The sequence below is a fragment of the Ruegeria arenilitoris genome (genome assembly GCF_013030265.1).
GTDB lineage: Bacteria > Pseudomonadota > Alphaproteobacteria > Rhodobacterales > Rhodobacteraceae > Ruegeria > Ruegeria arenilitoris_E.
This window is the reverse complement of sequence record NZ_WPZQ01000005.1, coordinates 125,422-151,001: the sequence shown is the minus strand read 5'-3', so window position 1 is coordinate 151,001 and position 25,580 is coordinate 125,422. Positions and strand designations below refer to the sequence as shown.

The following is a 25,580-nucleotide window of genomic DNA, read 5'->3' as shown; positions in this document are numbered from 1 at the left end:
TCAGTGCCCCTTCTCTTCGCGGTACATCGACCAGAGGAAATAGGCGATGAAGCACAGCATGATCAGGAACAGGATCACCGCGATGGCGGCACCATATCCCATGCGGAAACCGTATTCGGACAGCGCGACCTCGAACATGTAGTAGGCAAGCACGCGCGACGATCCGAACGGCCCGCCCTGGGTCATGATCGAGATCAGGTCAAAGGATCGCAATGCGCCGATGATGGTGACGACAAACGCGATGAAGGTCGCGGGGCGCAGTTGCGGCAGGATGATGTGCCAGAGCATCCGAAAACCTTTGGCGCCATCCAGACGTCCGGCCTCGATCTGTTCGGGGTCTACTGCATTCAGGCCGGTGAGGTACAGGATCATGCAATAGGCCGTTTGCGGCCAGAGGCCCGCGAAAATGATGCCATAGGTGACATAGCGCTCATCGCCCAGAACATTCAGCGGGCCCATGCCAAACAGGCTGAGGAATTCGTTCAGCAGGCCAAAGGTCGGGTCGTAGAACCATGTGAAGACCAGACCGACGACAACCTGTGAAATCACAAAGGGAAAGAAGAAGAGCGATTTATAGAGGCGGATGCCCCATACGGTCTGGTTCAGGAACAATGCGATAAACAATCCCGCCGGGATCGCCAGCAGATACAGGATCAGCCAGATCAGGTTGTTCTTGAGCGATATGAAAAAGGCGTCGCGATCGACCCATTCCCAATAAAGGTCTTCATAGTTGCGAAAGCCTACGTATTCGGCAGCCCCAAGTCCGTCCCACTCGTAAAGAGACAGATTGAAAGACTGGAACACCGGGATGATCACGTAGACCATGAAGAACAACATGCCCGGAGCCAGAAACAGCCACGGCGCTATGCGCTGTTGGTTTCTGTGGAACCAGCTTTCCTGTTCTGGTGCATCAACGGCAATGGTCATGGAGCATCTCGGGTTTGGTGGGTGTGAAGGCGGGCTGTCGCCCGCCCTGCAATTGGCGATGACACAGGCCGGGCCTTAGCCCGGCCTAAGCCTGATCAGTTGTCGTAAATGCGCTGACGTGCGCGTTCCAGCTTGGCCAGAATCTTGTCTGCGTTGTCAGGCTTAACCATGAATTCCTGGAAACCTTCCATCGAGACTTTTGCCATCTCGGCAGGCGCATCGCGGTCCCAGAACTGGGCAACACCGCCGGGGCTGTTGGCCGAAAGCATTTCAAAGCCCTGATTCAGGAACTTGTCGTTATCGACCGAAGACTTTGCGTTGACGGGCAGTTGGCCCAGGTTCGCGCCGTTGTTGATCTCGGTCTGCTCGTCCGCGGACACGACAAAGCGCAGGAACTCACGTGCTGCTTCCTTGTTCGATGCGTTGGCCGGGATGTGGAACGTATCGGTTGGCGCATCTTCTGCCAGTTCGACATCGGGGTTGATCGCAACGAACTGGTAGAAGTCCAGTTGATCGTCGGTCAGACCCGCATCGCGCAGCGGGGCCACTGCAAAGTTGCCCATCAGATAAGCCGCGGCATCACCCTTGACCATGAAGGGCAGGGCTTCCTGCCAGCTATAGGTCTGATGGTTGTCAATGAACGCGCCCATATCGATCAGCTGTTTCCAGTTCGCGAAGGTCTGTTTGACCCGGTCATCTTCCCAGCTGACTTCGCCGTTGGCGAGTTGCTGATGGAAGTCGAACCCGTTGGTGCGCATGTTCAGATAGTCGAACCAGCCACCAGCAGTCCAAAGAAACTTGGTGCCGATGGTATAGCAGGCGCGACCGGAATCGACGATCTTCTGACAGTTGGCCAGCTCTTCTTCCCATGTGGTCGGCTCACTCAGGCCCAGCTCGTCAAAGATGTCTTTACGATAGTAGACACCCCACTGGTAATAGGTATAGGGCACGCCCCATTGCTTGCCGTCGATGGTCATCGCACCTTTGGTTGAGGCCAGGTTCTCGGCAATTTCAGGCTCGGCCCAAAGGTCCGATACATCCTCGAACAGGCCCGCCTCGACATAAGGCTTCATCCGGTTCGCGGCGTACCATGTGGCAACGTCTGGTGTATCCGCAGTCAGGAAGTTGCGGATCTGAGTTTTATACGCCTCACGGTCGATCACCGTCGTTTCAATCTCCAGCCCCGGATGCTCTGCCGCAAACCGGTCGATCATCGCCTCCATCGTCGCACGTGGCGCCGGGTTTGACGTGTCGAGAAAGATTCGCAGTTCACCGGTGAGTTCGGCTGATGCCGGAGCAGCAATTGCCACACTGGCAGCCAACGCCGCCGCCGTGCGCTTGAACATGGAATGCATGGTTTCCTCCCTTAGCTTCCATTTAGAGGTTCCAAATAGTGAAACCAAGTTTTATATATTGAAAACTACACATCGAATCGGTTAGCGTTGTCAATACTCTCGTGAGGAGGATGCGAGGGTATAAGTGGAGGAGATCGGGCACCCGTGGCTGGTGACGGAACAATAGGTAAGGCATGTGACGTGCTTGAACAGGTAGCCGCGTTTCAGCGGCCCGTCCGGTTTGGAGAGCTGTTGGACAGCAGCGATTTCCCAAAGGCGTCCCTGTACAGATTTCTGCAATCCCTGACCAATCAGGGTATGCTTTCATATGATCCTGACCGGCAAACCTATTCGCCGGGATTGCGACTTGTCCGATTGGCGCATTCGGCCTGGACCCAAAGCTCACTGGCGCCGATCGCACGGCCCATATTGGATATGCTCAGCGTTGAAACTGGTGAAACCGTGCATTTGGCGCAGCTTGATGCAAGCCAGGTTCTGTATGTGGACAAGCGCAACGCCAAGAACCCGGTCGAGATGTACTCCGAAGCTGGCAAAGTCGGTCCGGCCTATTGCACAGGCGTAGGTAAGGCCATGCTGGCCTATCTGGATGAAGACAGGCTGCAAAAGGCAATTTCATTGCAGAGCTTTCACCGCTTCACAGATCACACGCTTACGTCTGCGGACGCTTTGCGGGCTGATTTGGAGCTGATCCGCAACCGCGGCTATGCGGTTGATGATGAAGAGCATGAGCCCGGCATCATCTGTATCGCCTGTCCGATCCTGACCTCTGGTGGACGGATGCTGGGGGCGATTTCCGTGACCGGTTCGACCGAGCGGATGGGCTTTGATCAATTGGAAAAATGGGTTCCGCGCGTTCGGCAGGCCGCCGAACGGATTGGGGCCGAAGCACAAGCATGGCGGTTTCCTGAAAGCCGCGAGAACAGGATGCAAGCATCATGACGGGCGTTACTCTGAATGGCGCAATCAAGCGCTATGGCCAGACACAGGTTATTCACGGCGTGGACCTGCAGGTCGAAGATGGCGAATTCTGCGTGTTCGTCGGACCTTCGGGATGTGGTAAGTCAACATTGCTGCGAATGATCGCCGGGTTGGAAGAAACCACCGAGGGTGAAATTCACATAGGTCAACGCGAGGTCACGCATGTCGATCCCGCCAAGCGCGGCGTTGCGATGGTGTTCCAGACCTACGCGCTCTATCCGCATATGAGTGTTGCCGAGAATATGGGTTTTGGTCTGCGCATGAATGGTGTGCCCAAGGCAGAGATCGACACAAAGGTTCAGGAAGCGTCCGAAATTCTGAAACTGGGCCCGTATCTCAAACGTAAACCCAAAGCCCTGTCAGGTGGTCAGCGCCAGCGCGTTGCCATCGGCCGCGCGATCGTTCGCGGGCCGGAAGTTTTCCTGTTTGACGAACCCCTATCGAACCTCGACGCAGAGCTGCGGGTTGAAATGAGGGTTGAAATTGCGCGTCTGCATCAGGAAATCGGTGCGACCATGATCTATGTGACCCACGATCAGGTCGAGGCGATGACCATGGCTGATAAGATCGTTGTGCTGCGTGATGGGCGGATCGAGCAAGTCGGTGCGCCGATGGATCTGTATCGCGATCCGGATAACCAATTTGTGGCGGGTTTCATCGGGTCTCCTTCGATGAACTTTCTTGATTGTGACATCGTCGACGGGATGGTGCGGCATCCGGCGCTGACGGATGCGATCCCCGTAACCTCGTCTGTGCCAGCAGGTGCAACGAAGGTAACGCTGGGCATTCGCCCTGAACACATTCAGGTGGATCGCGCAGGCGACACCTGCACTGTTGATCTGACCGAGGCGCTTGGCGGGGTGTCCTACACCTATCTGATCGCTTCGAACGGCGACAAGATGATCGTGGAAGAGCGGGATGATCAGCGCAGTGCACAAGGTGAACGGATCGGTATTTCAGTGCGTCCTGAGCGGGCAATGCTGTTTGATCCGGAAAGCGGACAACGACTGCGGTGATAGTGACCTGAAGACCTGTAGTTTCACCGCCGGTTGAAACGCCTACACGGGTTCACGGCAGGCGATAAAGATACACGTTGTTCAGATACCCTTGTTCCTCGATACGGAAATGGGTTTCACCGATCTGCTCGAAACCTCGCGCGAGATAAAAGGCGATGGCTGGGTCATTCTCAGCATTTGTTGTCAGCCAGACTGACTCGGCTGATTGTTCTTGGCAGTATCGCAGGGCTGCGTCCAACAGAAGGCCGCCGATGCCTTTGCCATGGTGGCGAGGCTGAACGTAGAAAGTCGCGATTTCCATCTGAGAGCAACCCGCCACAGGGGATTTGCTTGCTGTGGAAACACGAATGAAGCCATCGATGCCGTCTTTGTTCTCGGAAACCAGAATGAACTCATCCGGGTTTGAAATGAGCGCTTCGGTTTTTGCAGTTGTGAATTCGTTCAGTGCATAGTCGGCAAAAAATCCGCTGACGCCATGTTTCAGATAGGTTCCAATCCACACTTCAATTGAAATGGCGGCGATGCTGGACGCGTCTGACTTATGGGCTTTTCTCAAAGACATGACGCCATAGGTGCCAGAAAGCCTGCGGGGTTCAATGTCTAAATTCGTGTGGTTGAGGGTGGCGGCATAAATGATGTGGATTTTGTATCCAATATCCGCTAAGCCCTTATGCAATGAACCTCGGATCAAGCCTGGCCCCGGCCATTCTTTAAAGGATAAGCCCAATGCAATCAGATGTTTTTACCGGCACGATGCCTGCCCTCATGACCCCCTGTACAGCGAATCGCGAGCCGGACTTCGATGCGCTTGTCCGTAAGGGTCAGGAAATGATCGATGCCGGAATGTCGGCGGTGGTCTATTGCGGCTCGATGGGTGACTGGCCCTTGCTGACGGATGCCCAGCGGATGGAAGGTGTCGAGCGGTTGATCGGTGCAGGTCTGCCCGTAGTTGTCGGAACCGGGGCGATCAATACAAAGTCAGCTGTGGCGCACGCGGCCCACGCGCAGAAGATGGGCGCAGCTGGTTTGATGGTCATCCCGCGGGTGCTGTCGCGCGGTAGTTCACCCACGGCACAAAAGAACCATTTCAAGGCCATCCTGACGGCCGCTCCGGATGTACCTGCGATTATCTACAATAGCCCTTACTATGGCTTTGCAACGCGGGCTGATCTGTTTTTTGCTCTTCGGGCAGAGCACTCCAATCTTGTTGGTTTCAAGGAGTTTGGGGGGAAGGATGACCTGCGCTATGCGGCCGAAAACATCACCAGCCAGGATGATCAGGTCACGCTGATGGTTGGGGTGGACACAGAGGTTTATCATGGGTTTGTCAATTGCGGTGCGACCGGCTCGATCACCGGGATCGGAACGGCACTGCCGCGCGAGGCCCTGTTGCTTGCGGCTTTGTCGCAAAAGGCAGCATCGGGTCATGCCGAGGCACGCCTGCGTGCACAAGAGCTGACCGAAGCTATTCACGTGCTGTCCAGCTTTGACGAAGGTCCGGATCTGGTGCTGTATTACAAGCATCTTCTAGTGCTGAACGGTGAGCAGGAATACAGTCTGCACTTTAACGAAACCGACGAGCTGACCGATGCGCAGCGCAACTATTGCGAACAGCAATACACCTTGTTCCGTAACTGGTTTGCGGATTGGTCCGAGCAGGGCGGAGTAATCGCTGAATGCATGTGATCGACAGCCATACCGGCGGCGAGCCAACCCGGGTTATCCTGGACGGAGCCCCTGATCTGGGCGCAGGCCCTTTATCTGAGCGCGCGCACCGGTTGGCGACTGAGCATGAAAGCTTCTATCGTTCAGTGATGTTGGAGCCGCGCGGCCAGCCTGCCATGGTGGCTGCATTGCTCGTTAAGCCGGTTGATCCGACCTGTGTGACCGGCGTGATCTACTTTGACGTCGATGCGGTTCTGGGCATGTGTGGTCATGGGACGATTGGGCTGGCCGTGACGTTGGCGCATTTGGGCCGGATCGGCGTTGGGACGCACCGGATTGAAACCCCCGCAGGGGTGGTGACGATCGAATTGCACGATCCCAACACCGTGACCGTGACCAATATCGAAAGCCGCCGTGTCCATCAGTCCGTGACCATTGACGTTCCCGAATACGGCGAAGTGACAGGCGATGTGGCCTATGGTGGCAACTGGTTCTTTATTGTTGATCCAAGCCCCATCCCGGTAGATGCCAACAATATCCGCGCATTGACCGACATGACCGTCGCAATCCGCGAGGCTTCGATCGCACAGGGCGTGGGTGGTGAACAGGGTGAACCCATTGATCACGTGATCTTTCAGGGCATTTCACCAAATGCAGACGTGCATAGCCGTAACTTTGTTTTGTGTCCGGATGACAATTATGACCGCTCCCCCTGCGGCACCGGCAGCTCGGCGCGACTGGCTTGTCTGGCAGCGGATGGACGCCTGGCGGCGGGGGAGGAAATTGTACAGGAAAGCGTTATTGGAAGTTCCTATCGCCTGTCCTATCAGCCGGGTCCGAACGGAGGGGTGATCCCCTCGATTACCGGGCAGGCCTATGTCATGGCCGAGGCCAAGCTGATCTTTGATGGGCAGGATCCGTTCCGGGACGGGATCGAGACGTGACGCAAGAGCCGGTCATTGTCATTGGCGCCGGTGTCATCGGCATTAGCATCGCGCTGGAATTGCAACGCAAAGGCAATTCGGTCCGGGTATTGGACCGCAAAGGGGTGGCCGCAGAAGCATCGGCAGGAAATGCCGGTGCCTTCGCCTTTGCAGAAATCGAACCATTGGCAAAGCCGGGCATCATGCGCAGGGCGCCAAAATGGTTGCTGGACCCGCTTGGGCCGCTTTCTATACCGCCTGCCTATGCGTTGAAGATCGCGCCTTGGATGCTGCGTTTCTGGCAAGCCAGCAGCCTGGATCGCTATGAGCAATCGGTCGGCAATCAGGCAGCGTTGATGGAACATTCTCGCGCGGCTTTGGATCGACAAATAGCGTATGTCGATGGCGAGGCGATGATGCAGCGCGATGGGCAAATGCAGCTATATGAATCCGATGCCGAATTTCGCGACAGCCTGCCCAGTTGGGAGTTGCGACGCAGAAATGGCGTCGCGTTCGACCTGCTGGAAAGCCCTGAGGCCATTGCCGAGATTCAGCCGGGCCTAAGCCCGCGGTTCACCCACGCCGGGTATACTCCGGGCTGGATGAACACGACCGACCCTAAACGCTGGGTTCAGCATCTGGCGCAAGTGTTCGAGGGGCTTGGCGGGACAATTGAACGACAAGACGTTCGCGCGCTGGAGGTCACAGGTGAACGGCTGCGGGTTGTATCACGAGATGGATCAACCGAATGCTCTCAGGTGATTGTCGCGGCGGGTGCATGGTCACATCAGCTCGCCACAACAGTTGGGGACAACATACCGCTGGAAACCGAGCGTGGTTACAATACGACCCTGCCTGAAGGGGCATTTGACCTGCGGACCCATCTGACCTTCCCGGCTCATGGATTTGTTGCCAGCCGTATCAACGGCGGGGTGCGGATAGGCGGTGCAGTTGAACTGGGCGGCCTCAAACTGCCGCCAAATTACAAGCGCGCGGATGTCCTTTTGCAGATGGCCAGTCAGTTTCTGCCCGGTCTCAATACCGATGGCGGAACGCAATGGATGGGTTTCCGGCCATCCTTGCCTGATAGCCTGCCTGTTATCGGCCGCTCCTCCAAGTCAGCCGGACTGGTCTATGCATTCGGGCATGGCCATCTGGGGCTGACCCAATCGGCGGGCACAGCCGAACTGATTTCGGCAATTGTTGAAGGCCAGACGCCTGCCATCCCTCTCGATCCGTTTTCGGCCAACAGATTTTAAGGAAAGCTCATGCGCAGCAGCAAAACCATTCATGTGATTTCAGCCCATGCAGAGGGTGAAGTTGGCGATGTGATTGTGGGCGGTGTAAACCCGCCGCCGGGTGAGACGGTCTGGGATCAGCGGTCCTTTATCGAAAGCGATCAGGTTTTGCGAAATTTCGTTCTGAACGAGCCGCGCGGTGGTGTATTTCGCCATGTTAACCTGTTGGTTCCACCCAAGAACCCCGAAGCAGACGCCGCATTCATCATCATGGAGCCGGAAGATACACCCCCCATGTCCGGTTCTAACTCGATATGTGTTTCAACGGTTTTGCTGGATGGTGGGATCTTGCCGATGACTGAACCTGAAACCCACCTGACGCTCGAGGCTCCGGGCGGGTTGGTTCGGGTGCGGGCCGAGTGCCGAAACGGAAAGGCCGAGCGCATCTTTGTGCACAATGTCCCAAGCTTTGCTGACAAGCTGGATGCAATGATCGAAGTTGAAGGGATCGGCACTTTGCGCGTCGACACGAGCTTTGGCGGAGACAGTTTCGTTATTGTCGATGCCGAAGATCTGGGTTTTGCACTGACCCCGGACGAAGGTGGAGACCTGGCGCGTCACGGAGCACGCATCACGGATGCCGCCAATGAGCAACTCGGGTTCAGCCACCCTACCGAGGACTGGAACCACATATCCTTTTGCCAGATCGCTGGGCCGCTTAGCCGGCAGGGCGATATCCTTACGGGTCGAAACACCGTCGCGATCAAACCTGGCAAGCTTGACCGATCCCCTTGCGGAACCGGTGCCTCGGCCCGGATGGCAGTCTTGCTGGCCAAAGGCCAGATGAGTGCAGAGGATCAGTATCATGCACGTTCGATCATCGACAGCGAGTTTCGGTGCCGTATCGTGGCCCAGCATGACCTGAACGGGCGCGCCGCCATTACGCCCGAGATATCAGGGCGTGCCTGGATTACAGGAATACATCAACACATGCTGGATCCGGATGATCCCTGGCCCGGCGGATATCGCCTCAGCGATACCTGGGGGGCTTAGTTTTTGGGGAAACCTTGAACCGCCAATACCCTGCCGAGCTTCGCACTCTTGGGACATTGGCGGTACAGAAAGTACTGTGTATTCCCCAATAGCTTTAGACCAACAACGCCAGCAAATCGGTGTGTAGCTGCTCTGGAATTTCCGCATAGCCGCGCTGATGGTTTTGGGCGCGGGCCGCAAAACGCCGTTGTGAGGGCAGGCGAGCGCCCTGATCCAGAATATCAGCAAACAGGCGTTCGGCACGGGCATCATTGGCCTCGGCCTTTCCGCCGCTGAACTGGTTGGGGTCAAAGGCGATGATAATTTCGCCGTGATACGGCGCACCGCCCGTTCCTTCGGCGAATTCCATGCTTTCAAGGCTGGTCAGATCATCAATCAACGGGCCGGCCAGAAGCTCGATCATGATCGATAGGGCAGAGCCCTTATAGCTGCCGAATGTCAGCATTGCGCCATCCATCGCCGCCTGCGGATCGGTTGTCGGGTTGCCATCTTTGTCGATTGCAACACCCTCGGGCAGAGGTTTGCCCGCCCGTTTGTAAAGCTCGATCTCGCCACGGGCAAAGGCGCTGGTGGCAAAGTCGAAGGTAAACGGGTCTTTGCCCATGCGTGGCCAGCTGAATGCCAGCGGATTGGTGCCCAGACTGCCCCGCGTACCACCCGCTGGGGCGACCCACGAGTGACTTGGCACCATGGCCATTGCCGCCAGTCCGGCAGAGGACAGGCTTTCAACCTCGGGCCAGAGCGCCGAGAAGTGAAAGCACCGATTGATTGCCATGGCGGCTATACCGTGCGCGCGGGTTTTCTCGATCAGAACGGGCAGCGCTTTCTGAAATGCAAGCAGCGACATGCCACCCTGAGCATCCACCCGAACAATCGCATTATCAGAAGGTTCCAGAACCGGTTCTGCATGGCCGTCGATCTTGCCTGCCTGCATGGTCTGGGCGCACATGAAGAGGCGGAACAGGCCATGGGACTGACAATCATCCAACTGACAGGTGGTCAGCATTTCCGCAATTGCGGCTGCATGGTCAGGGCCATAGCCCGAATGCGACAGAACCTTCAGGGACAGGTCCCGGATTTCTTCGGGTGTCAGTTTTACGGTTGTGCTCATGTCCCATCCCCTGTGCTGATAAGGGATGGATAGCGGGGAAAAGGGCCGGGTTTCAACTGCATTGGCGGGTGTTTCAGGTTGGAATGACACGAAAAGCCGGATATTTGTATCCAAAATTCAAATGACGGATATCCACTTGCCAGCAAAGCGCGCAATAGCCCGGCAGAGCCTTCCTGACGTCATCGCAAATGACTTGCGAGAACGTATTCTGAGCGGCGAACTGGCCGAAGGTGAGATTATCCGGCAGGAAGCACTGGCCGAAGAATATGACGTTTCGCGCATGCCGGTTCGCGAGGCGCTGAAACAGCTGGACGCCGAAGGGCTGGTGTTGCTGACCAACAATCGTGGGGCCAGTGTCACCAAGCACTCCCTGACTGAGATTGGTGAGATTTTTGATCTCCGCGTATTGCTGGAAGTCGATCTGTTCCGTCGCGCCATTCCGTCGATGACGTCGACAGATTTTGCCCGTTGCGAACAGATTCTCAAGCAGATGGAGGCATCATATGATGCCAATGATGTGGGCCGCTGGGGGGCACTGAACTATGAGTATCACTCGGCACTTTACGCACCCGCAGGGCGTAGCCTGACCAATGAGCTGCTGCAGCGGGTCAGCTTGCAATCAGACCGCTACATTCGCATGCACCTGAGTGTGATGAAACAACGCGAACCAGCGCGGAAAGAGCACCGTGAACTTTTGCGGTTGGCGAAAGAAGGGCAGGTGGACGAAGCCTGTGCTTTGCTGACCCTTCATATCGGCCGTACCAAAGACCAGCTTGTAAAACTGGTGGCCGACAAGAGGGCATCCGAGGCTTCGCCAACAGAGTAACTCGATCAGACTCAGCCCTGTGTTTCTGCCTGAATATACGCGATCACATCGGCGATATCGGAATCCTTCTTCAAACCCGGAAAGGCCATCCGGTTTCCCGGGATGCTTTTGCGAGGATTGGCCAGAAACTCGGTCAGTGCAGCTTCGGTCCAGACAATTCCTGAATCCTGCAGTGCTCCTGAGTATTTAAATCCTTCGACCTGTCCCGCGCTGGCATTGATCACGCCATGCAGCGTCGGGCCTACCGTGTTTCGACCCGGTTTCAGTTCATGGCAAGCCTTACACTTGCGAAAGACCTTTTTGCCCGCCTTTGGGTCTCCGGCAAGACTTGCGGTCTCTACGACTGCGGCAGCGGTCGGGGCGGCCTCAGCTTTCTTGTCATCCAGTGTAAACATAAAGCGGGCGGTCACCGGAACGGTGCGCGTAATGCCGGGTAGTTCCGCCAGTTCCATCAGCTTATCGACACCCGCGTTGACGCCAGCATCCTCGGTGCTGATGAAAACCATATCGTTGGTCGATACCATCACTGTGGTTTCGGACAAACGGGCCACGAACATCTCGGCATCGAATTCGACCTGGGTTCCGGCCAGCGACAGCTCAGCCTCGGCATCCACGATGCCGGTTGCACCGATCGCTAGGCCAGAAATCTCCTCCATATCGAACTCGGCTGTCAGTGTGGCAGAACCGGCTTTGCGAAATACGTATTCGATCATCCGTTCATTGCGGATGTCGATATTGGTCTCGACCGAAGACAGGTCAATTTCGATCTCGGCCTTGCCATCAGCGCTGACCCGTCCACTGAGATTGGTAAAGCTGTTGACCTCGCCCACGGTGTCTTTCTTGATCGTGCCATAGGCCAGATGAGAACCCTCAGGGGTCAGCGTCCAGGTCTCTGCAGACGTCTGGGTTGCAACAATTGCCGACACAATTGTGACTGCCTTCAACAGAAGTTTCATTTCTTTCCTCCTAGATTTGTGCCAGTCCTGACCGCGCGGGTCCGGCCCGTGCAAAGACAAACACACGCAGGTCGCGATTTATTCGATGGTTGGCGAAATGAATTCCGAACAGGCCGTGCGCGGCGCGATCCAGATGCATTCGAAACGCGTCTGGCGGTTCGGACTTGCCTTGTCGGGCACATCCGATGTTGCGGATGATTTACTACAGTCGACTTGCCTGCGGGCTTTGGAACGGCATCATCAGGTTACATCGTATGAACGGCTGGATTCCTGGCTGATGACGATCTGCCGATCGATCTGGCTGAACGAAGTGCGTGCAAGGTCTGTTCGACGCGCGCAGGCTTTGTCGGTGACGCCCGAGGCGGAGCTGGTTGCAACCGGTCCGGATTCGGAAACGAATATTTTCGCCGCTGAAGTGTTTACACAAGTGATGCAGCTGCCAGAGGCGCAGCGGGAAACGGTTATGCTTGTGTTCGTCGAGGGCTACAGCTACCGCGAAGCTGCTGCGTTGCTGGACGTTCCCATCGGTACAATCATGAGCCGGTTATCGAATGCCCGGCAGAAACTGAAAACCGTGATGCAGCATGATTTGGCTGACACCGCGCGACGGAGTGGCAAATGAAGTTTTCCGACGAGACGCTGCTGGCGTATCTGGAAGGCAGTCTTGACGAGGATCAGTGCCGCGCCATTGAGGCTGCGGTCGAGGAAGACGTCACGCTGGAACAGCGCCTGATGTCGCTTGATCCTTTTGCGCCGGTTGTTAAGCAGGTCTTTGAGGGTTTGCCAGCCGATACGCCGCAAGTGGATCTGCCGGAAATGGTTGCTGCGTCGCCTGTGCGTTCATCCGGCGGGTATCTGCGTTTGATCGGTGTCGCGGCGGCGACCGCAATTGCTGCGGTGGCTTTGACCTTATGGGCCACGCGGCCGGTTGAGCCGGGTTGGGCAGAACAGGCAGCTATATATCAGTCGCTTTATGTTCCCGAAACGATTGCATCCCTGAACAGTTCCCAGCAGTCGCTTGATGCGCAGTTTGAAATGGCTGAGGAAAAACTAGGCCGTTCACTGAACCGTGATGCATTGGAAGCATTGCCGGGGCTGGAGCTGAAACGCGCTCAGATCCTGTCTTTCAAAGGCAAACCGCTGGTGCAAATCGTGTTTGCGGACGCGCAGGGTGAACCATTTGCGTTCTGTGTCATCCGGCAGGGGCCAGCAGCACCGAACAAGGACGTTAAACAGGCGGTTCTGAGCGGTCTGGCAACTGCAACTTGGGCGCAGGATGGCTATGGCTACATGTTACTGGGCAGCAATCAGCAGACCAATTTGGATGGTGAACTGGGTGTTCTGAGAAAAACCTTCTCGGGCTAACCTCACTTAAACAGAAAACCTCTTGTGAACCGGTGGAAATGCCCAAAGAATGGCGGGCATGAAGTCGAAACGTGTCATGCCTGATCCGGATGACGAGGCTGCGGATGTCGGGCCTCAGAGCATCTATGACACTGACGAGCCGGATGAAGAGGATCTGTGGTTTCTTCCACCCGAAGATGATGAAGTCAGGGATGACTTTCTTCCGCCCGGTCCGCGGGCAGACCGGCGACTTCTTTTTGATCCGCGCGACTGGCGGGCGGCGCAGGATGAGCTGTCATCTGAACTGGCTGATCTGGCCGTCACATTCGGCGCATTGGACGAACGTTTGCGCGCCGGACCGGATGGCTGGACGCATCGTCTGGCATTGATGGATGTATCCGATCTGGGTTGGTGGACCGGTGACCGGATCAGCGTTGACCGGTTGGCCTTGTGGACAGGGCTTCGGATCGGTGCGACCAGTGATGATGTGCAGGCCCTGTTTCGCGCAGGTTGGGCCGTGCGCCGCCTGACTTCGGGTGCACCACCTGCTGCGGGTGGGTGGGAAGACGGGCTGACGGCATTTCTCGATCGGCTGGCGCAGGGGATCGAAGATGTTCCTGAAACTGTGGGCGATCTTGCCGAAGTGATGGGTAACGCCGAAGGCTTGCACCCCGTCACACAGGCCGCGATCGCCTTTCATGCGTGGCGTGCCTTGTCGCAAGGAATTGGTCACGATACCGAGGCGGCGATCATTGCAGCCCGCCATGCGGCGTCCATGGGACGCGGTGGAGCGATGTTCATGCCTCTGGCCTTGTCGGGGCCCGGCGCACTGCGCGGTGTGGGTGAACCGGCCGAGAAACTGTCCGCGTGGATACGCGGTGCAGGACAGGCGGCGCTGGCCGCCTTGCTGCATCTGGATCGGGTAAGCGCCTGGGAAAACCGCGCCAGAGAGGCAACCGGGGATCTCAGCGGGCGGACACCACCGATATTGATTGACGTGCTGACGGCATGGCCGATGGTTTCCGTCCCGCTGGCCGAAGAACTGACAGAAGCCTCGCGGGCGGCAGCACAGCGGAACATCGACATATTCACCCAGCGTGGTCTGATCCGCGAGGTAACGGGGCAGGGCCGTTACCGCGTCTGGACGGCGGCACTGTAATTCAGCAGCCAATCCCGAAAGGCACGCGCGGGCGGCCGCAGCGCTGCGCGATCCGGATAGATCAGGTGATATGCTTCCTGACCCTCTACTTCGATATCCGGCAGACAGGGCACGAGGCCAGACAGTTCCATAATGCGATCCGACGCGGGCGCGCGCGCCAACGCAACGCCACCGCCGCTGGCAGCAAGCTCGGCCGCCATCAACGAATTGTCAGCAAAGAAGTAGCGCGCTTGTCCTGCAGGCAGGCGCAGGCTTTCGAACAGATGGGGCCAGCTGGCGCGATGCGTTGAAACCTCGATCAGGTTGAACTGGAACAGATCCTGCGGATGCTGAATCTGTGCAGCGATGCCAGGCGGAGCCACCGGATAAAGGCGTTCGCGCAACAACTCGTCACCATCGGTGCCAAAAAGTGCGGGATTGCCGAAGACAATTTGCAGATCGGTAAATCGGTTTGCGAAATCAGCGACCATGTTCCCTGTCGATAGCGACAGATTGATCTGCGGCTGATTGGCCTGAAATTCTGGTAGGCCACCCGCAAGAATGCCGTGTGCAAACAGCAGAACGGATTGCACGTAGAGCCTCTGTTCCCGCGTTTCGCCGAACAGCCCCGTGGTCGCTGTTTCCAGCATCAGCAAGGATTGCTGCACAGATGGCAGATAGGCACGGCCAGCTTCGGTCAGTGTCACGGCATGGGCGTGGCGATTGAACAGAGGAGTTCCCAACCGGGTTTCCAGTGCCTTGACCTGTTGACTGACGGCGGCGGCGGACATGTTCAGTTGCACGGCCGCGCGGGCAAAGCTTTCGGTTCGCGCTGCTGCCTCGAACACGCGCAGCCAGTTGAGGGATGGGATACGAGTTGCCATGCACACAGGCTAAGCAAAACTTAGGCTGACCGGCAAGACATTACGTTCTGAGGATTACGCGAAGGGTCGTACAGTGCGTGGCAGCGAACAGAAAGAATGAGCTACGCCATGTCAGATCCCGCCACCCAACCGCGCCCCAAGCGCAAGATCTGGAACTATACCCCGCAACTGCCGATCCAAACCTCGCCCTATTGGGACTGGCCGATGAAGCCGCTGGCCACATTGCGATACCTGTTGCAGAGCTGGAATCCGTTGGCTTTGCGGGCGTTTCTGCTGGTCTTTGCGATCATCACCTGGAACTACCTGACACCTTCACTGGCCCGGATCGAGACATTGAGCTGGGACTGGGTCGCTGAGATCTGGTTCCGCAATTTCTGCATCCTGATGGTGGTAGCAGGCGGTTTGCATCTGGCCTTGTGGAAGTTCCGCACGCAGGCCGACGAATACCGCTATGACATGCGCCCGATGATGAAAGGTGCAAAGGTCTTTACCTTCAAAAACCAGGTTTGGGACAACATGTTCTGGACGCTTGGCCCGGCCCTGACATTCTGGACTTTTTGGGAGTGTTTCATCCTCTACTCCTATGCCAACGGCTGGGTAACGATGATCACCTTCGACGGCAATCCGGTCTGGTTTATTGCGATGGTGGTGTTCATCCCGATCTGGGCTGGTTTCCACTTTTACTGGTTGCACCGCCTGCTGCACGTCGGTCCGCTATACACCAAGGTTCACGCGTGGCATCACCGCAATATCAATACAGGTCCATGGTCAGGTTTGGCGATGCATCCCGTCGAAAGCTTCTTTCTGATGTTCGACACGATGATTTTCTTCCTGCTGCCGTCGCACCCGGTCCACGCCATTTTCCTGCTGTTCCATCACGGGATTGGTGCTCCGACCTCTCATGCCGGGTTCGAGCATGTGAAACTCGGCAACAAGGCCAGGTTCCAGGTTGGCGACTTTTTCCACCAGCTGCACCACAAGTTCTTCGACTGCAACTATGGCACATGGGAGACGCCGTGGGATGAGTGGTTCAACACGTTCCACGATGGCACCGATGAGGGCAACGACATGGTCAAGGAACGCCGTCGAAAAATCTGGGCCGCCGAATAGCTCGACCAGAACAAGACTGTGCCGGGTCCTGATGGGCCCGGCAATTGCTATGAAAGAACAGGGTACATCATGAAAAACATCTACACGTTTGGCCGCCGTCCCGCGCAACGCAACTATACGGTCAAGGACCTGCTGGATCTCAAGAAAACCGGCGAACGGCTGACCATGTGCAACCCGGCGAATGAGGCCGAGATTAAGGCTTGTGTCGATGCCGGAATCGATCTGCTGACGCTGTGGGATGTGCATCTGGATATGGCGCGTGAAATTGCGCCAACCCATTTTGCCGGGACTGCCATGAACTGGGGTCAGTTCGCCACAAATGACGAGATCATGCACCATGCCATCGACTGTATGGAGAAGGGCGCAGATATGTATTTCACCAACCGTTCGTTCGAAGTGGTTGAGATGCTGGCGCGCGAAAGCATACCAGTTCAGGTTCATATGGGGCTGGTGCCATCGCTCAGCCATTGGGCAGGTGGGCTGCGCGCATTTGGCCGGACAGCGGATGAGGCAATGCAGATTTACCGGACGTTCAAACGCTATGAGGATGCAGGTGCGATCGCCTGCGAGATTGAATGCGTGGCCGAAGACACTCTGCGCCTGTTGAATGATCGAACCTCGATCGTCACCATCTCATTGGGGTCAGGCAATGCAGGCGATGTGATCTTTCTGTTTATGGCCGATATCTGCGGTGAGGCTGAAAACCCGCCGCGCCATGCCCATGCTTTCCGTGATCTTGGGCGCCTGCACAGGCAAATGTATCAGGAGCGTGTCGAGGCGCTGAAAGAGTTTCAGTCCGAAGTCCGCGCCAAATCCTTTCCCTATCAGGCTCAGGCCATCTCGATGCGAGATGGCGAACTGGCTAAACTGGAAGAGGCTTTGGACAAAGTCTGACGTAATGATCGGGCGCGCTCAGCGCCCGACACCAACATAGGATTCAAAGCCGGATTTCAGCGCTTTGCTTTCGGCATAGATATTGCGCAGATCAACCATTCGGGCGGTCTTCATCGCGCCGGCCAGCTCTTCAAGGTTCAAGGCACGGAATTCGTTCCACTCAGTCAGCAGAACCACCGCGTCGGCATCCTTGGCGGCTTCGTAAGGATCTTCTGCCCATTCAACGCCCGGCAACAATGCCTCGCCTTCGGCTTTACCTTGCGGATCAACGACGCGCACTTTTGCGCCTCCGCCAATCAGAGCTGGAACAATAGTCAAGGACGGGGCATCGCGCATGTCGTCGGTGTTGGGTTTGAACGTCACCCCAAGGATCGCGACGGTTTTGCCGTTAAAGCTGTCATCGCAAGCATCGCGGATTTTCTCGGTCATCCGCTTTTTGACCTCGTCATTCACGCGAATGACAGTCTCGGTGATCTGCATCGGGTGCGCATGTTCCTGTCCGATCCGGGCAAGCGCGGCGGTGTCTTTGGGAAAACAAGATCCGCCATAGCCGGGACCGGCATGCAGGAATTTGTTGCCGATCCGGCCATCCAGCCCGATACCGCGCGCCACCTCTTTGACGTCGCCGCCCACGCGTTCGCACAGGCCCGCGATTTCGTTGATAAAGGTGATCTTGGTCGCCAGAAACGCATTGGCTGCGTATTTGATCATTTCAGCGCTTTCCAGATCGGTGGTCAGTATAGGGAAGTCGCGCAGGTAAAGCGGGCGGTAAATCTCGGCCATGACTTCGGCAGCACGATCGCTTTCGACGCCTACGACCACGCGGTCAGGGCGCATGAAATCGTCGATCGCCGCACCCTCACGCAAAAACTCGGGGTTCGAGGCCACGTCGAATGCCGCCTTTGGGTTCGCCGCGGTGACCACCTCATGCACTTTGCGGTTAGTTCCCACCGGAACGGTCGATTTTGTGACGATGACGGTATAGTCGGTGATCGCGTTTGCGATCTCTCCAGCAGCTGCCATCACATAGGTGAGATCTGCATGGCCATCCCCACGGCGCGTGGGTGTCCCAACGGCAATGAACACCGCATCCGCCCCGTCAACAGCCGCCTTCAGATCGGTGGTGAAACTCAGCCGGCCTGCAGCAACGTTTTTGGCCATAAGGGTATCCAGGCCGGGTTCATAGATGGGCACCTCACCGTCTTGCAGCATGTCGATCTTCTGATCCGCCTTATCAACGCAAACCACATCATGACCGAAATCCGAGAAACACACCCCCGACACCAGACCAACATAGCCGGTGCCGATCATCGCAATACGCATACTTAAAAATCCTTCTTACCAATTACGCCGATGGCGCGCATACATTCGAAGAAACTGCTGGCGGATTCAATGCCTGTCAGTGATCTTGGGTTGCATTCAATAGTTTCTCGCCGTCATTGAGACAACAGACAGGACCTCGAAATTGCGAGGCGGAACATTGGTCAAGACTGCATTGATAATCGGTATTGCCGGTAGGGACGGGTCAAATCTGGTCTCGACATCGGACAGTATGGATTGGTAGGGGAACGCCTCAGCGTTAAGCCACTCTGTTTTATCTCCGATTTCTCTATGCGGTGGTCAAACTGTATTCCTTTGGGATCACGAAGACCCGCAACGGGGCGGAACCTCTGTGACGCGAAAAATCACGTGAGGTCTGGCAAGCATCTCGCGGGGGCTGAAAGATTGTCCGTTCATGGTCAATCTCAATAGCCAGCGCGATTGGGGTGATGCGGGAGTTTTCGGGAGAGAGCGTCAATTAGGTCGCAAAGGTGATTGCGGTCGAAGGCGACCATGCGCTGGCCTTGAAAGCATGTGATGTGATCATGCGCATCGATTCCCAATATTCCCGCCTGGTCAACGAGACATTCATGCGCAAGACTTACATGGCAGAGCGTCGCGGGATGGTTGGCTGCGCAATTCTGTTTAAGTTACGTGAGCGGCAGAAGGCTCGTGAAACGCTGTACTTTGTTACTCGCAACCGTAGGGGGTTTGACATGACGGACCAGTCAGCGGCGCCGGAGTTCTTTCAGGCACTACAACTTGATGTTGTGGTCCTGGCTGTAGCCAAGGTTGGTGGCATTCACGTGAACAATGCTATCTTGCAGACTTTGAACACGAAAACCTGCGATCGAGAACAAGGTGATCCATCAAACCCTTGAAGTTGGGGTGCAACGGCTTCTGCAGCTTGGCTGCTCTCACATATCCGACTTGGTATCTGAATCAGGTCACCAGGATTTGCGGACAAGGTGACCGTCCGGTTTCGGACGGTCTGACTGTTTAGAACCAGCGTCCGACAGCTGTGACCGAGGGTGCCTTTGCGGTGGCATCCGATGTCGCGCAAAGCACCTGCAGCGTCACCTGTGTTTCAGACGGCACATCAATTCCTGCGAACCGCCCAACAGCGCCACTGCTTCCGCTCAGTACCGGGACAGAGCCTGCTGCAAAAGCCACCGGAAAGGTCCAAGTCGTTGATGCACTGGCAAAAAGAGCGCCCACAGAGGTAGTGCAGCTGACGGGGTCCAGATTGGCGGTACAGATCTGTGTGCCATCAGCAAACCGCACAAACTCACCATTTGCAGTGCTGCCGCGCTCGATAACCGCACCGGTTGGGGCGCCGGAGGCTTCGGAAACTGAACCCAACAGATTTCCTGGCCCATAACCGTAGTCAGCGCGCATCAAACGCCCGGCTGTCGTGTCTGTTGCACTTGCCTGCACAGCCGCGCCAGTTGCTGTACCCGTGGCTGGATCAATGCTCAGCGCCTCGGTCCAGCTGCCGCCATCTGGGGAAACCTTGATGGCAAATCCCGTGTTGCCCGATAAACCCATCTCGGCGTGACCGGTCCAGTTGGATTGAAAAAGCAAAGATGCGGTATCGCCTGCACTGGCTTTGTTGATCTTCAGCTGATGGCCGCCGCCATCATGGCTCAGCAATGTAGCCGGGCTGCGAACGGACAGGCGATTGGTTGCGTCATGTCCGGTTTGGATGCCGATACCCGGCAGGTTCTGGGTTTCAACGGGCAGGTCAGTCCAGGCGTTCCCATCCCAGATCTTGATGCGATCCGTGTCCTGATCCCATGCACGCCAACCTGTATCCGGTTCGATAAAGTGCCACGCATTGTCCAGCCAGGCCGCAAGCTGCCCGGGGTTGTCGCTCCAGTCTCCGGTTGGTGATGCCCCAAGCGCATACACATCTCCCTGCCCGGGGACGGCGGGTGGGGTGGTTGCATTCATGGACACGACACTCAGCTGAACAATCAAATCCAGCTGACGCAGTGCTTCGTTATGGGTGACATGTTTCTGGGCTTGCGAGGGCTGCAAAAACGGCAGGTTCAGACGGGGTGAGTTTTGTGACATGGGCATCCTCCTGTGGCTGTCGGTTCGACAATGTCGTTGCGCGCCAACCTGCCCTGAAGGGTGTGAAACCTGTCTGACCGGCCCGGATGCCCTGATAATTTTCCGGTAACCTAGGATTTCCGAAATGGAAACAAATCAAAGAAAGACCCAGTGTTGTGGAGGGGTGCGTCACCACTCCTCGCAAAGTGATTCTATCCGCTTGGTATAGTGCGATGCAGCGCTACTGCATCGGCGCAGCGATCACGCAGGCCGCTATTTCCGCGCGTAGAAATCTTCGTACCGGATAATGTCATCCTCACCCAGATAAGCTCCGGTCTGCACCTCAATAAGCACCATCGGAACTTTACCGGGATTTTCCAGTCGATGCTTGGCCCCAAGCGGGATGTAGACCGACTGGTTTTCACTCACGAGCTGGTCTTCAGCGTCGATCGTGACCTTTGCGGTTCCTTTCACTACGATCCAGTGTTCAGAACGGTGATGGTGCGATTGCAGGCTCAGCGCGGCGCCGGGATGAACGTGAATGCGTTTGACCTGAAAACGATCATCAATGACCAGGCTTTCAAACCAACCCCAAGGCCGGTGATCGACCGGCAGAGACTCGGCCTGTTTCGCACCCTTTGCCTTGAGTGCTGTAACCGCCCGTTTGACATCTTGCGCACGATCCATACTGGCCACCAGAACCGCATCGGGCATCGCGACGGTTATCAGGTTCTCAACACCCATTGCCACCACGGTCTGAGCAGGGGATTCTGAACGAACCAACACATTTTGACAGTCGATTGTTGTGACATCGCCGGTTTGGGCGACACCATCCACATCTGGGTAGCTGAGTTCCTGAACAGCAGACCAACTACCAACATCCGACCACCCTGCGGCATAGGGGACGACGCTCAGGTTGTCGGCCTTTTCCATCACCGCATAGTCGATCGAAATGCCCTCAACCTGTTCCCAGGATGTCGCATCCAACCGCAGAAAACCCAAATCCGTCTGAGCCTGATCAACAGCTTGTCGAACCGGTGCAACCAACGCAGAAGCGTGTTCTTTGAAAGCGGCAATGATATCGCGCACGGCAAACAGGAATATGCCCGAGTTCCACATATAGCTTCCATCCGCCAGCATGGCTTTGGCGCTATCAAGATCGGGTTTCTCGACGAACCGGTCCAGAGGCACAGCTGAGCCCGATGTGTCCGGTACGCTGCCGAGTTTTAGATAGCCATAGCCGGTTTCAGGACGATCTGGTGTGATTCCGAATGTAATCAGGTCGCCGCGTTCTTCGATGGTTATCAAACCTTCGGCTACAGCTGCATGAAAAGCCGCTTTATCGGGCACCACGTGATCGGATGGGGCAACCAGCATAACAGCATCGGGGTCTTGATCTGACAAATACAGTGCAGCCGCCAGAACAGCCGGTGCGGTATTGCGACCTTCGGGCTCGATCAGGATCGGCCCCGGATCAATGCCAATCGCAGATAGTTGTTCCGGCACGACAAAACGAAATGCTTCGTTGGTCAGCATCAGTGGCTTGGCATATGGCGCCGTTGTCGGGCCGCGCATCCGTTCAGCGCAATCCTGCAGCAAACTTGTCTCGCCAAGCAGTGGAACAAACTGCTTGGGATAGCTTTTACGCGACAGGGGCCACAAGCGCGTGCCCGACCCTCCGCACAGGATGACAGGACAGACAGTTTTCATGAATTGCATGCCTCAGGACTGCTTAACACAATCGGTATCGTCAAAATGCAGTCAGAGGAAAGAACACCCGATTATTGTGCCGCCCGCTCGGTTGCAACGATGTCATGCAGATACTGATTCAAGTCCGCGCGCAGATCATCGCGGGCAAGCGCAAACGCTACGGTTGCCTGCAAAAACCCGGCTTTTGAACCACAGTCGAATCGTTCGCCTTCAAACTGATATCCAAAGACGGGAACACCGTTTCCGATATCCGCCGCAATCGCGTCAGTCAGCTGGATCTCTCCGCCGCTGCCCTTCTTCTTTTGGTTCAGATTGTAAAGAACGGACGGGCCAAGAATATACCGGCCGATGACAGCAAGGTTCGAAGGCGCCTCTTCGGGCTTGGGTTTTTCAACCATACCTCTCGCGCGCACGACCGTGCCCATGTTTTCGCCCACATCCAAAACACCGTATGAGCTGGTTTTTTCCGCTGGCACTTCCATTGCGGCGACCATATTGCCACCGGTTTCTTCGTAGGCTTCGACCATTTGCTGCAGGCAGGGCTTGTCTGCAGCGATCACGTCGTCAGGCAGCATGACGGCAAAGGGCTCGTCCCCGATCAGACGCCGTGCGCACCAGACGGCATGTCCCAGACCCAAGGCCTTGTGTTGGCGGATATAGGCGATAGCGCCGCTTTCCATGTTGGTCGCATTCAGCGTTTCCAGCAGGTCATCTTTGCCCTTGGCTTTCAGCTCCTGCTCAAGGACCAGATTGTGGTCAAAATAGTCTTCCAGAGCTGATTTTCCGCGCGACGTCACAAAGATGAATTCGGTGATGCCGGCCGCCCGCGCCTCGTCAATGGCGTATTGTACCAGTGGGCGATCAACGAGAGTCATGATCTCTTTCGGGACGGATTTTGTCGCTGGCAGGAAGCGGGTGCCGAGCCCTGCAACAGGAAAAATCGCCTTGGTGACCTTGCGTGTCATGTTACCTCTCAAATTCAATTCTTCGCCCGGTGGTCCGGGGCTTCCTCTTAGGCCGAGAAACCAGATCAATCAATATTGCCCGGTTGACCGGGCATAGACCCCGCAAAAGGTGCCAGCTTGTCGGTGCGGAGTCAAAATCAGGTATCGTTGTTATCAGCCCTATATTGGTATTTTGGCAGCTTTTGGGCCTGTCTGGCACGGTTGAGCTTGATAGGCGAGATTGTGCCTGTGAAATCACATAAAGTTCAGATTGGCCAGCAACAAAAAAGGCCCCGAAGCTGGTTCGCAACTTCGGGGCTTTTTTCTCAAGTGTTTGCCATAATGGCTTCCAGCGTGTCGTGCTCTGCCACAAAGTGATCGGGCGCGACTTCGCTGAGTTTTGGAACATAGTCCGTCTGACCACTGTTCAACCTGCTGGGCAAAAAGCGTAGCGCAGCCTTGGGGTCCATGGGCGATGGCAACTCGCCCGGCAGCTTGAGCCGCTGGCGGCTGCGTTCCACATCCGGGTCCGGGATAGGCACCGCTGAGATCAGCGATTTGGTGTATGGATGGATCGGCTCGGAACAGATCACCTCACCATCCCCCAATTCGACGATCCGACCGAGATACAGAACCATGATCCGGTTCGATACCGCGCGAACCACAGACAAGTCGTGGCTGATGAAAATCATCGACAGGCCGAATTCCTTCTGCAGTTCGCGCAAAAGCTCCACGATCTGAGCCTGAATGGACACGTCCAGCGCCGATACCGCCTCGTCACAAATGATCAGCTTGGGCTTGTTGATCATCGCACGTGCAATACCGACCCGCTGGTTCTGCCCACCAGACAGCTCATGCGGGTAGCGGTTGATCATGTTGGCCTTGAGACCGACCCGCTCCATCATTTCGGCGACCATGTCCTTGCGTTCACGCTCGGTCAGGTCAGGGCGATAGGTCTTCAGCGGTTCGGCAATCGAGGCCGAGATGGTCATACGCGGATCAAGGCTGGCCAACGGATCCTGAAACACGATCTGCAGGTCCTTACGGTACTTGTTCAGCTCGGCGCGTTTCAGTCCGACGATGGGATGACCCAGCCAGCTGACGTTGCCCGCACTGGGCTCGATCAGTTGCAGGACAGCCCGGGCCAGTGTGGACTTGCCACAACCGGATTCGCCCACAACACCCAGCGTTTCGCCTTTGCGGATGTCGAAGCTGACACCATCAACGGCTTTCAGGGGCACTTTGCGACCAAACAATCCGCCAGAGACGTGGATAGGAAAGTGAACCTTGACGTCATCGACTTTGAGCAGTGGCTCTTCGACTTTGTCCAGCGCTTTGGGGGCGTCACCCGCATCGATCCGGGGCATCGCCTCAAGCAGAGTCCGCGTGTACTCGTGCTGGGGGGCGCGGAAGATCTCGCGCGTATCACCGGCTTCGACGAATTGACCCAGCCGCATGACCTGAATGCGATCACACATACGAGCGACGACACCCATGTCATGGGTGATCAGAGCAATCGCGGTTCCCTCGTCCTTTTGCAGGCGGACCATCAGATCCAGAATATCCGCCTGTACGGTTACATCCAGAGCTGTCGTTGGTTCGTCAGCAATCAGCAGCTTTGGGTTACACAGCATCGACATCGCGATCATGACCCGCTGGCGCATACCGCCCGACAGCTCATGGGGATACTGATCCAGACGCCGCTTGGCTTCTGGGATGCGCACGCGATCCAGCCATTCCAGGCAACGCGCCCGCGCCGCCGAGCCTTGCAGCCCTTCGTGAACCTGCAGCACTTCGCGCATCTGCTGACCGATCCGCAGATGCGGGGTCAGTGCCGTCAGCGGATCCTGAAAGATCATGCCGACATCGTCGCCACGGATCTGGTTCAGTTTGTTGACGGGCAGGTTCAGGATTTCCTGCCCGTTCAGCATGGCAGATCCCGAGGCCTTGCCAGCCGGAGGCAGCAATCCCATCGCGGCCATAAAGGTTTGGCTTTTGCCAGACCCGCTTTCGCCCACGATGCCCAGACATTCACCCGGATTGATATCAAAGCTGATGCCTTTAACAGCCTCGACCACGCCATCGGGTGTGTCGAACTGGACGCTCAGATCCTTAACAGAAAACAGACTCATA

Annotated in this window: 24 protein-coding genes; 13 read left to right on the top strand and 11 right to left on the bottom strand. The window is 56.5% G+C overall.

Features of this window, described 5'->3' with window-relative positions:
• Together GOX61_RS10400 and GOX61_RS10395 are read right to left on the bottom strand one after the other, a co-directional pair.
• Positions 1-927, bottom strand: coding sequence for a carbohydrate ABC transporter permease (locus GOX61_RS10400; protein ID WP_155148445.1), 927 nt, complete (start codon positions 925-927; stop codon positions 1-3).
• A 95-nt stretch (positions 928-1,022) separates the two neighbouring features.
• Positions 1,023-2,282 (bottom strand): ABC transporter substrate-binding protein, encoded by a 1,260-nt coding sequence (locus tag GOX61_RS10395; RefSeq protein ID WP_155148443.1) that lies wholly within the window; start codon positions 2,280-2,282, stop codon positions 1,023-1,025.
• Positions 2,283-2,426: 144 nt separating this feature from the next.
• On the opposite strand from GOX61_RS10395, the gene GOX61_RS10390 reads away from it, so the two are divergent.
• Both GOX61_RS10390 and GOX61_RS10385 read left to right on the top strand, forming a co-directional pair.
• A complete protein-coding gene (locus GOX61_RS10390; RefSeq protein ID WP_170333474.1) occupies positions 2,427-3,221 on the top strand; it encodes an IclR family transcriptional regulator in 795 nt (264 codons plus the stop codon).
• Positions 3,218-4,276, top strand: coding sequence for an ABC transporter ATP-binding protein (locus GOX61_RS10385; protein WP_170333472.1), 1,059 nt, complete (start codon positions 3,218-3,220; stop codon positions 4,274-4,276). Before GOX61_RS10390 ends, GOX61_RS10385 begins: the two co-directional genes overlap by 4 nt.
• A gap of 52 nt (positions 4,277-4,328) precedes the next feature.
• Here the strand turns inward: GOX61_RS10385 and GOX61_RS10380 are convergent, their stop codons facing one another.
• On the bottom strand, positions 4,329-4,838 hold the full coding sequence (locus tag GOX61_RS10380; RefSeq protein WP_170333470.1) for a GNAT family N-acetyltransferase: 510 nt from the start codon (positions 4,836-4,838) through the stop codon (positions 4,329-4,331).
• 164 nt (positions 4,839-5,002) lie between these two features.
• On the opposite strand from GOX61_RS10380, the gene GOX61_RS10375 reads away from it, so the two are divergent.
• Genes GOX61_RS10375 through GOX61_RS10360 form a run of 4 tightly spaced genes read left to right on the top strand, consistent with a single transcriptional unit; the run spans position 5,003 to position 9,155 of the window.
• Positions 5,003-5,962: a dihydrodipicolinate synthase family protein gene (locus GOX61_RS10375; protein ID WP_170333468.1), complete on the top strand. Its 960-nt coding sequence runs from the start codon at positions 5,003-5,005 to the stop codon at positions 5,960-5,962.
• Positions 5,953-6,885, top strand: a complete 933-nt coding sequence (locus GOX61_RS10370; RefSeq protein ID WP_170333466.1) for a proline racemase family protein — start codon at positions 5,953-5,955, stop codon at positions 6,883-6,885. Before GOX61_RS10375 ends, GOX61_RS10370 begins: the two co-directional genes overlap by 10 nt.
• Positions 6,882-8,123: an NAD(P)/FAD-dependent oxidoreductase gene (locus tag GOX61_RS10365; RefSeq protein WP_170333464.1), complete on the top strand. Its 1,242-nt coding sequence runs from the start codon at positions 6,882-6,884 to the stop codon at positions 8,121-8,123. The genes GOX61_RS10370 and GOX61_RS10365 overlap by 4 nt, the downstream gene beginning before the upstream one ends.
• Positions 8,124-8,132: 9 nt before the next feature.
• Positions 8,133-9,155: a trans-3-hydroxy-L-proline dehydratase gene (locus tag GOX61_RS10360; RefSeq protein WP_170333462.1), complete on the top strand. Its 1,023-nt coding sequence runs from the start codon at positions 8,133-8,135 to the stop codon at positions 9,153-9,155.
• Positions 9,156-9,249: 94 nt separating this feature from the next.
• Here the strand turns inward: GOX61_RS10360 and GOX61_RS10355 are convergent, their stop codons facing one another.
• Entirely contained in the window at positions 9,250-10,266 is a 1,017-nt protein-coding gene (locus GOX61_RS10355; protein WP_170333460.1) for an Ldh family oxidoreductase, read from the bottom strand.
• Between the two features lie 136 nt (positions 10,267-10,402).
• Here GOX61_RS10355 and GOX61_RS10350 point away from each other — a divergent pair, with 136 nt between their 5' ends.
• A complete protein-coding gene (locus GOX61_RS10350; protein WP_170333828.1) occupies positions 10,403-11,092 on the top strand; it encodes a GntR family transcriptional regulator in 690 nt (229 codons plus the stop codon).
• A gap of 11 nt (positions 11,093-11,103) precedes the next feature.
• Here GOX61_RS10350 and GOX61_RS10345 read toward each other — a convergent pair whose 3' ends face one another.
• Positions 11,104-12,048: a c-type cytochrome gene (locus tag GOX61_RS10345; protein WP_170333457.1), complete on the bottom strand. Its 945-nt coding sequence runs from the start codon at positions 12,046-12,048 to the stop codon at positions 11,104-11,106.
• Positions 12,049-12,145: 97 nt separating this feature from the next.
• Between GOX61_RS10345 and GOX61_RS10340 the strand changes: the two genes are divergently transcribed.
• The 3 genes from GOX61_RS10340 to GOX61_RS10330 are packed head-to-tail and all read left to right on the top strand — an operon-like array spanning position 12,146 to position 14,551.
• Positions 12,146-12,670, top strand: a complete 525-nt coding sequence (locus GOX61_RS10340) for an RNA polymerase sigma factor (RefSeq protein ID WP_254436824.1) — start codon at positions 12,146-12,148, stop codon at positions 12,668-12,670.
• Entirely contained in the window at positions 12,667-13,413 is a 747-nt protein-coding gene (locus tag GOX61_RS10335; protein WP_170333453.1) for a hypothetical protein, read from the top strand. Before GOX61_RS10340 ends, GOX61_RS10335 begins: the two co-directional genes overlap by 4 nt.
• 58 nt (positions 13,414-13,471) lie before the next feature.
• Positions 13,472-14,551, top strand: a complete 1,080-nt coding sequence (locus tag GOX61_RS10330) for a helix-turn-helix domain-containing protein (RefSeq protein ID WP_170333451.1) — start codon at positions 13,472-13,474, stop codon at positions 14,549-14,551.
• Here GOX61_RS10330 and GOX61_RS10325 read toward each other — a convergent pair.
• On the bottom strand, positions 14,524-15,414 hold the full coding sequence (locus tag GOX61_RS10325; RefSeq protein WP_170333449.1) for a LysR family transcriptional regulator: 891 nt from the start codon (positions 15,412-15,414) through the stop codon (positions 14,524-14,526). The genes GOX61_RS10330 and GOX61_RS10325 overlap by 28 nt on opposite strands.
• Before the next feature lie 108 nt (positions 15,415-15,522).
• Here GOX61_RS10325 and GOX61_RS10320 point away from each other — a divergent pair, with 108 nt between their 5' ends.
• The gene (locus GOX61_RS10320) at positions 15,523-16,524 is read left to right on the top strand and encodes a sterol desaturase family protein (protein WP_170333447.1); all 1,002 of its coding nucleotides are present in this window, start codon (positions 15,523-15,525) and stop codon (positions 16,522-16,524) included.
• A 69-nt stretch (positions 16,525-16,593) separates the two neighbouring features.
• Entirely contained in the window at positions 16,594-17,418 is an 825-nt protein-coding gene (locus GOX61_RS10315; protein ID WP_170333445.1) for a 3-methyl-2-oxobutanoate hydroxymethyltransferase, read from the top strand.
• 18 nt (positions 17,419-17,436) lie between these two features.
• Here the strand turns inward: GOX61_RS10315 and GOX61_RS10310 are convergent, their stop codons facing one another.
• Complete coding sequence (locus tag GOX61_RS10310; RefSeq protein WP_170333443.1) at positions 17,437-18,741, bottom strand: UDP-glucose dehydrogenase family protein; 1,305 nt, start codon at positions 18,739-18,741, stop codon at positions 17,437-17,439.
• Between the two features lie 488 nt (positions 18,742-19,229).
• Here GOX61_RS10310 and GOX61_RS10305 point away from each other — a divergent pair, with 488 nt between their 5' ends.
• Entirely contained in the window at positions 19,230-19,619 is a 390-nt protein-coding gene (locus GOX61_RS10305) for an NAD-dependent epimerase/dehydratase family protein (protein ID WP_170333441.1), read from the top strand.
• A 118-nt stretch (positions 19,620-19,737) separates the two neighbouring features.
• Here the strand turns inward: GOX61_RS10305 and GOX61_RS10300 are convergent, their stop codons facing one another.
• The 4 genes from GOX61_RS10300 to GOX61_RS10285 all read right to left on the bottom strand — a co-directional run bounded on the left by GOX61_RS10300 (position 19,738) and on the right by GOX61_RS10285 (position 25,579).
• Positions 19,738-20,814: a DUF2793 domain-containing protein gene (locus GOX61_RS10300; protein WP_170333439.1), complete on the bottom strand. Its 1,077-nt coding sequence runs from the start codon at positions 20,812-20,814 to the stop codon at positions 19,738-19,740.
• A 252-nt stretch (positions 20,815-21,066) separates the two neighbouring features.
• Entirely contained in the window at positions 21,067-22,503 is a 1,437-nt protein-coding gene (locus GOX61_RS10295; protein WP_170333826.1) for a mannose-1-phosphate guanylyltransferase/mannose-6-phosphate isomerase, read from the bottom strand.
• A gap of 71 nt (positions 22,504-22,574) precedes the next feature.
• Entirely contained in the window at positions 22,575-23,468 is an 894-nt protein-coding gene (gene galU / locus GOX61_RS10290; protein WP_155148408.1) for a UTP--glucose-1-phosphate uridylyltransferase GalU, read from the bottom strand.
• Between the two features lie 305 nt (positions 23,469-23,773).
• Positions 23,774-25,579 carry an ABC transporter ATP-binding protein gene (locus GOX61_RS10285; RefSeq protein ID WP_170333437.1) on the bottom strand — a complete coding sequence of 602 codons (1,806 nt, stop codon included), beginning with the start codon at positions 25,577-25,579 and terminating at the stop codon, positions 23,774-23,776.
• Position 25,580: the final 1 nt, after the last annotated feature.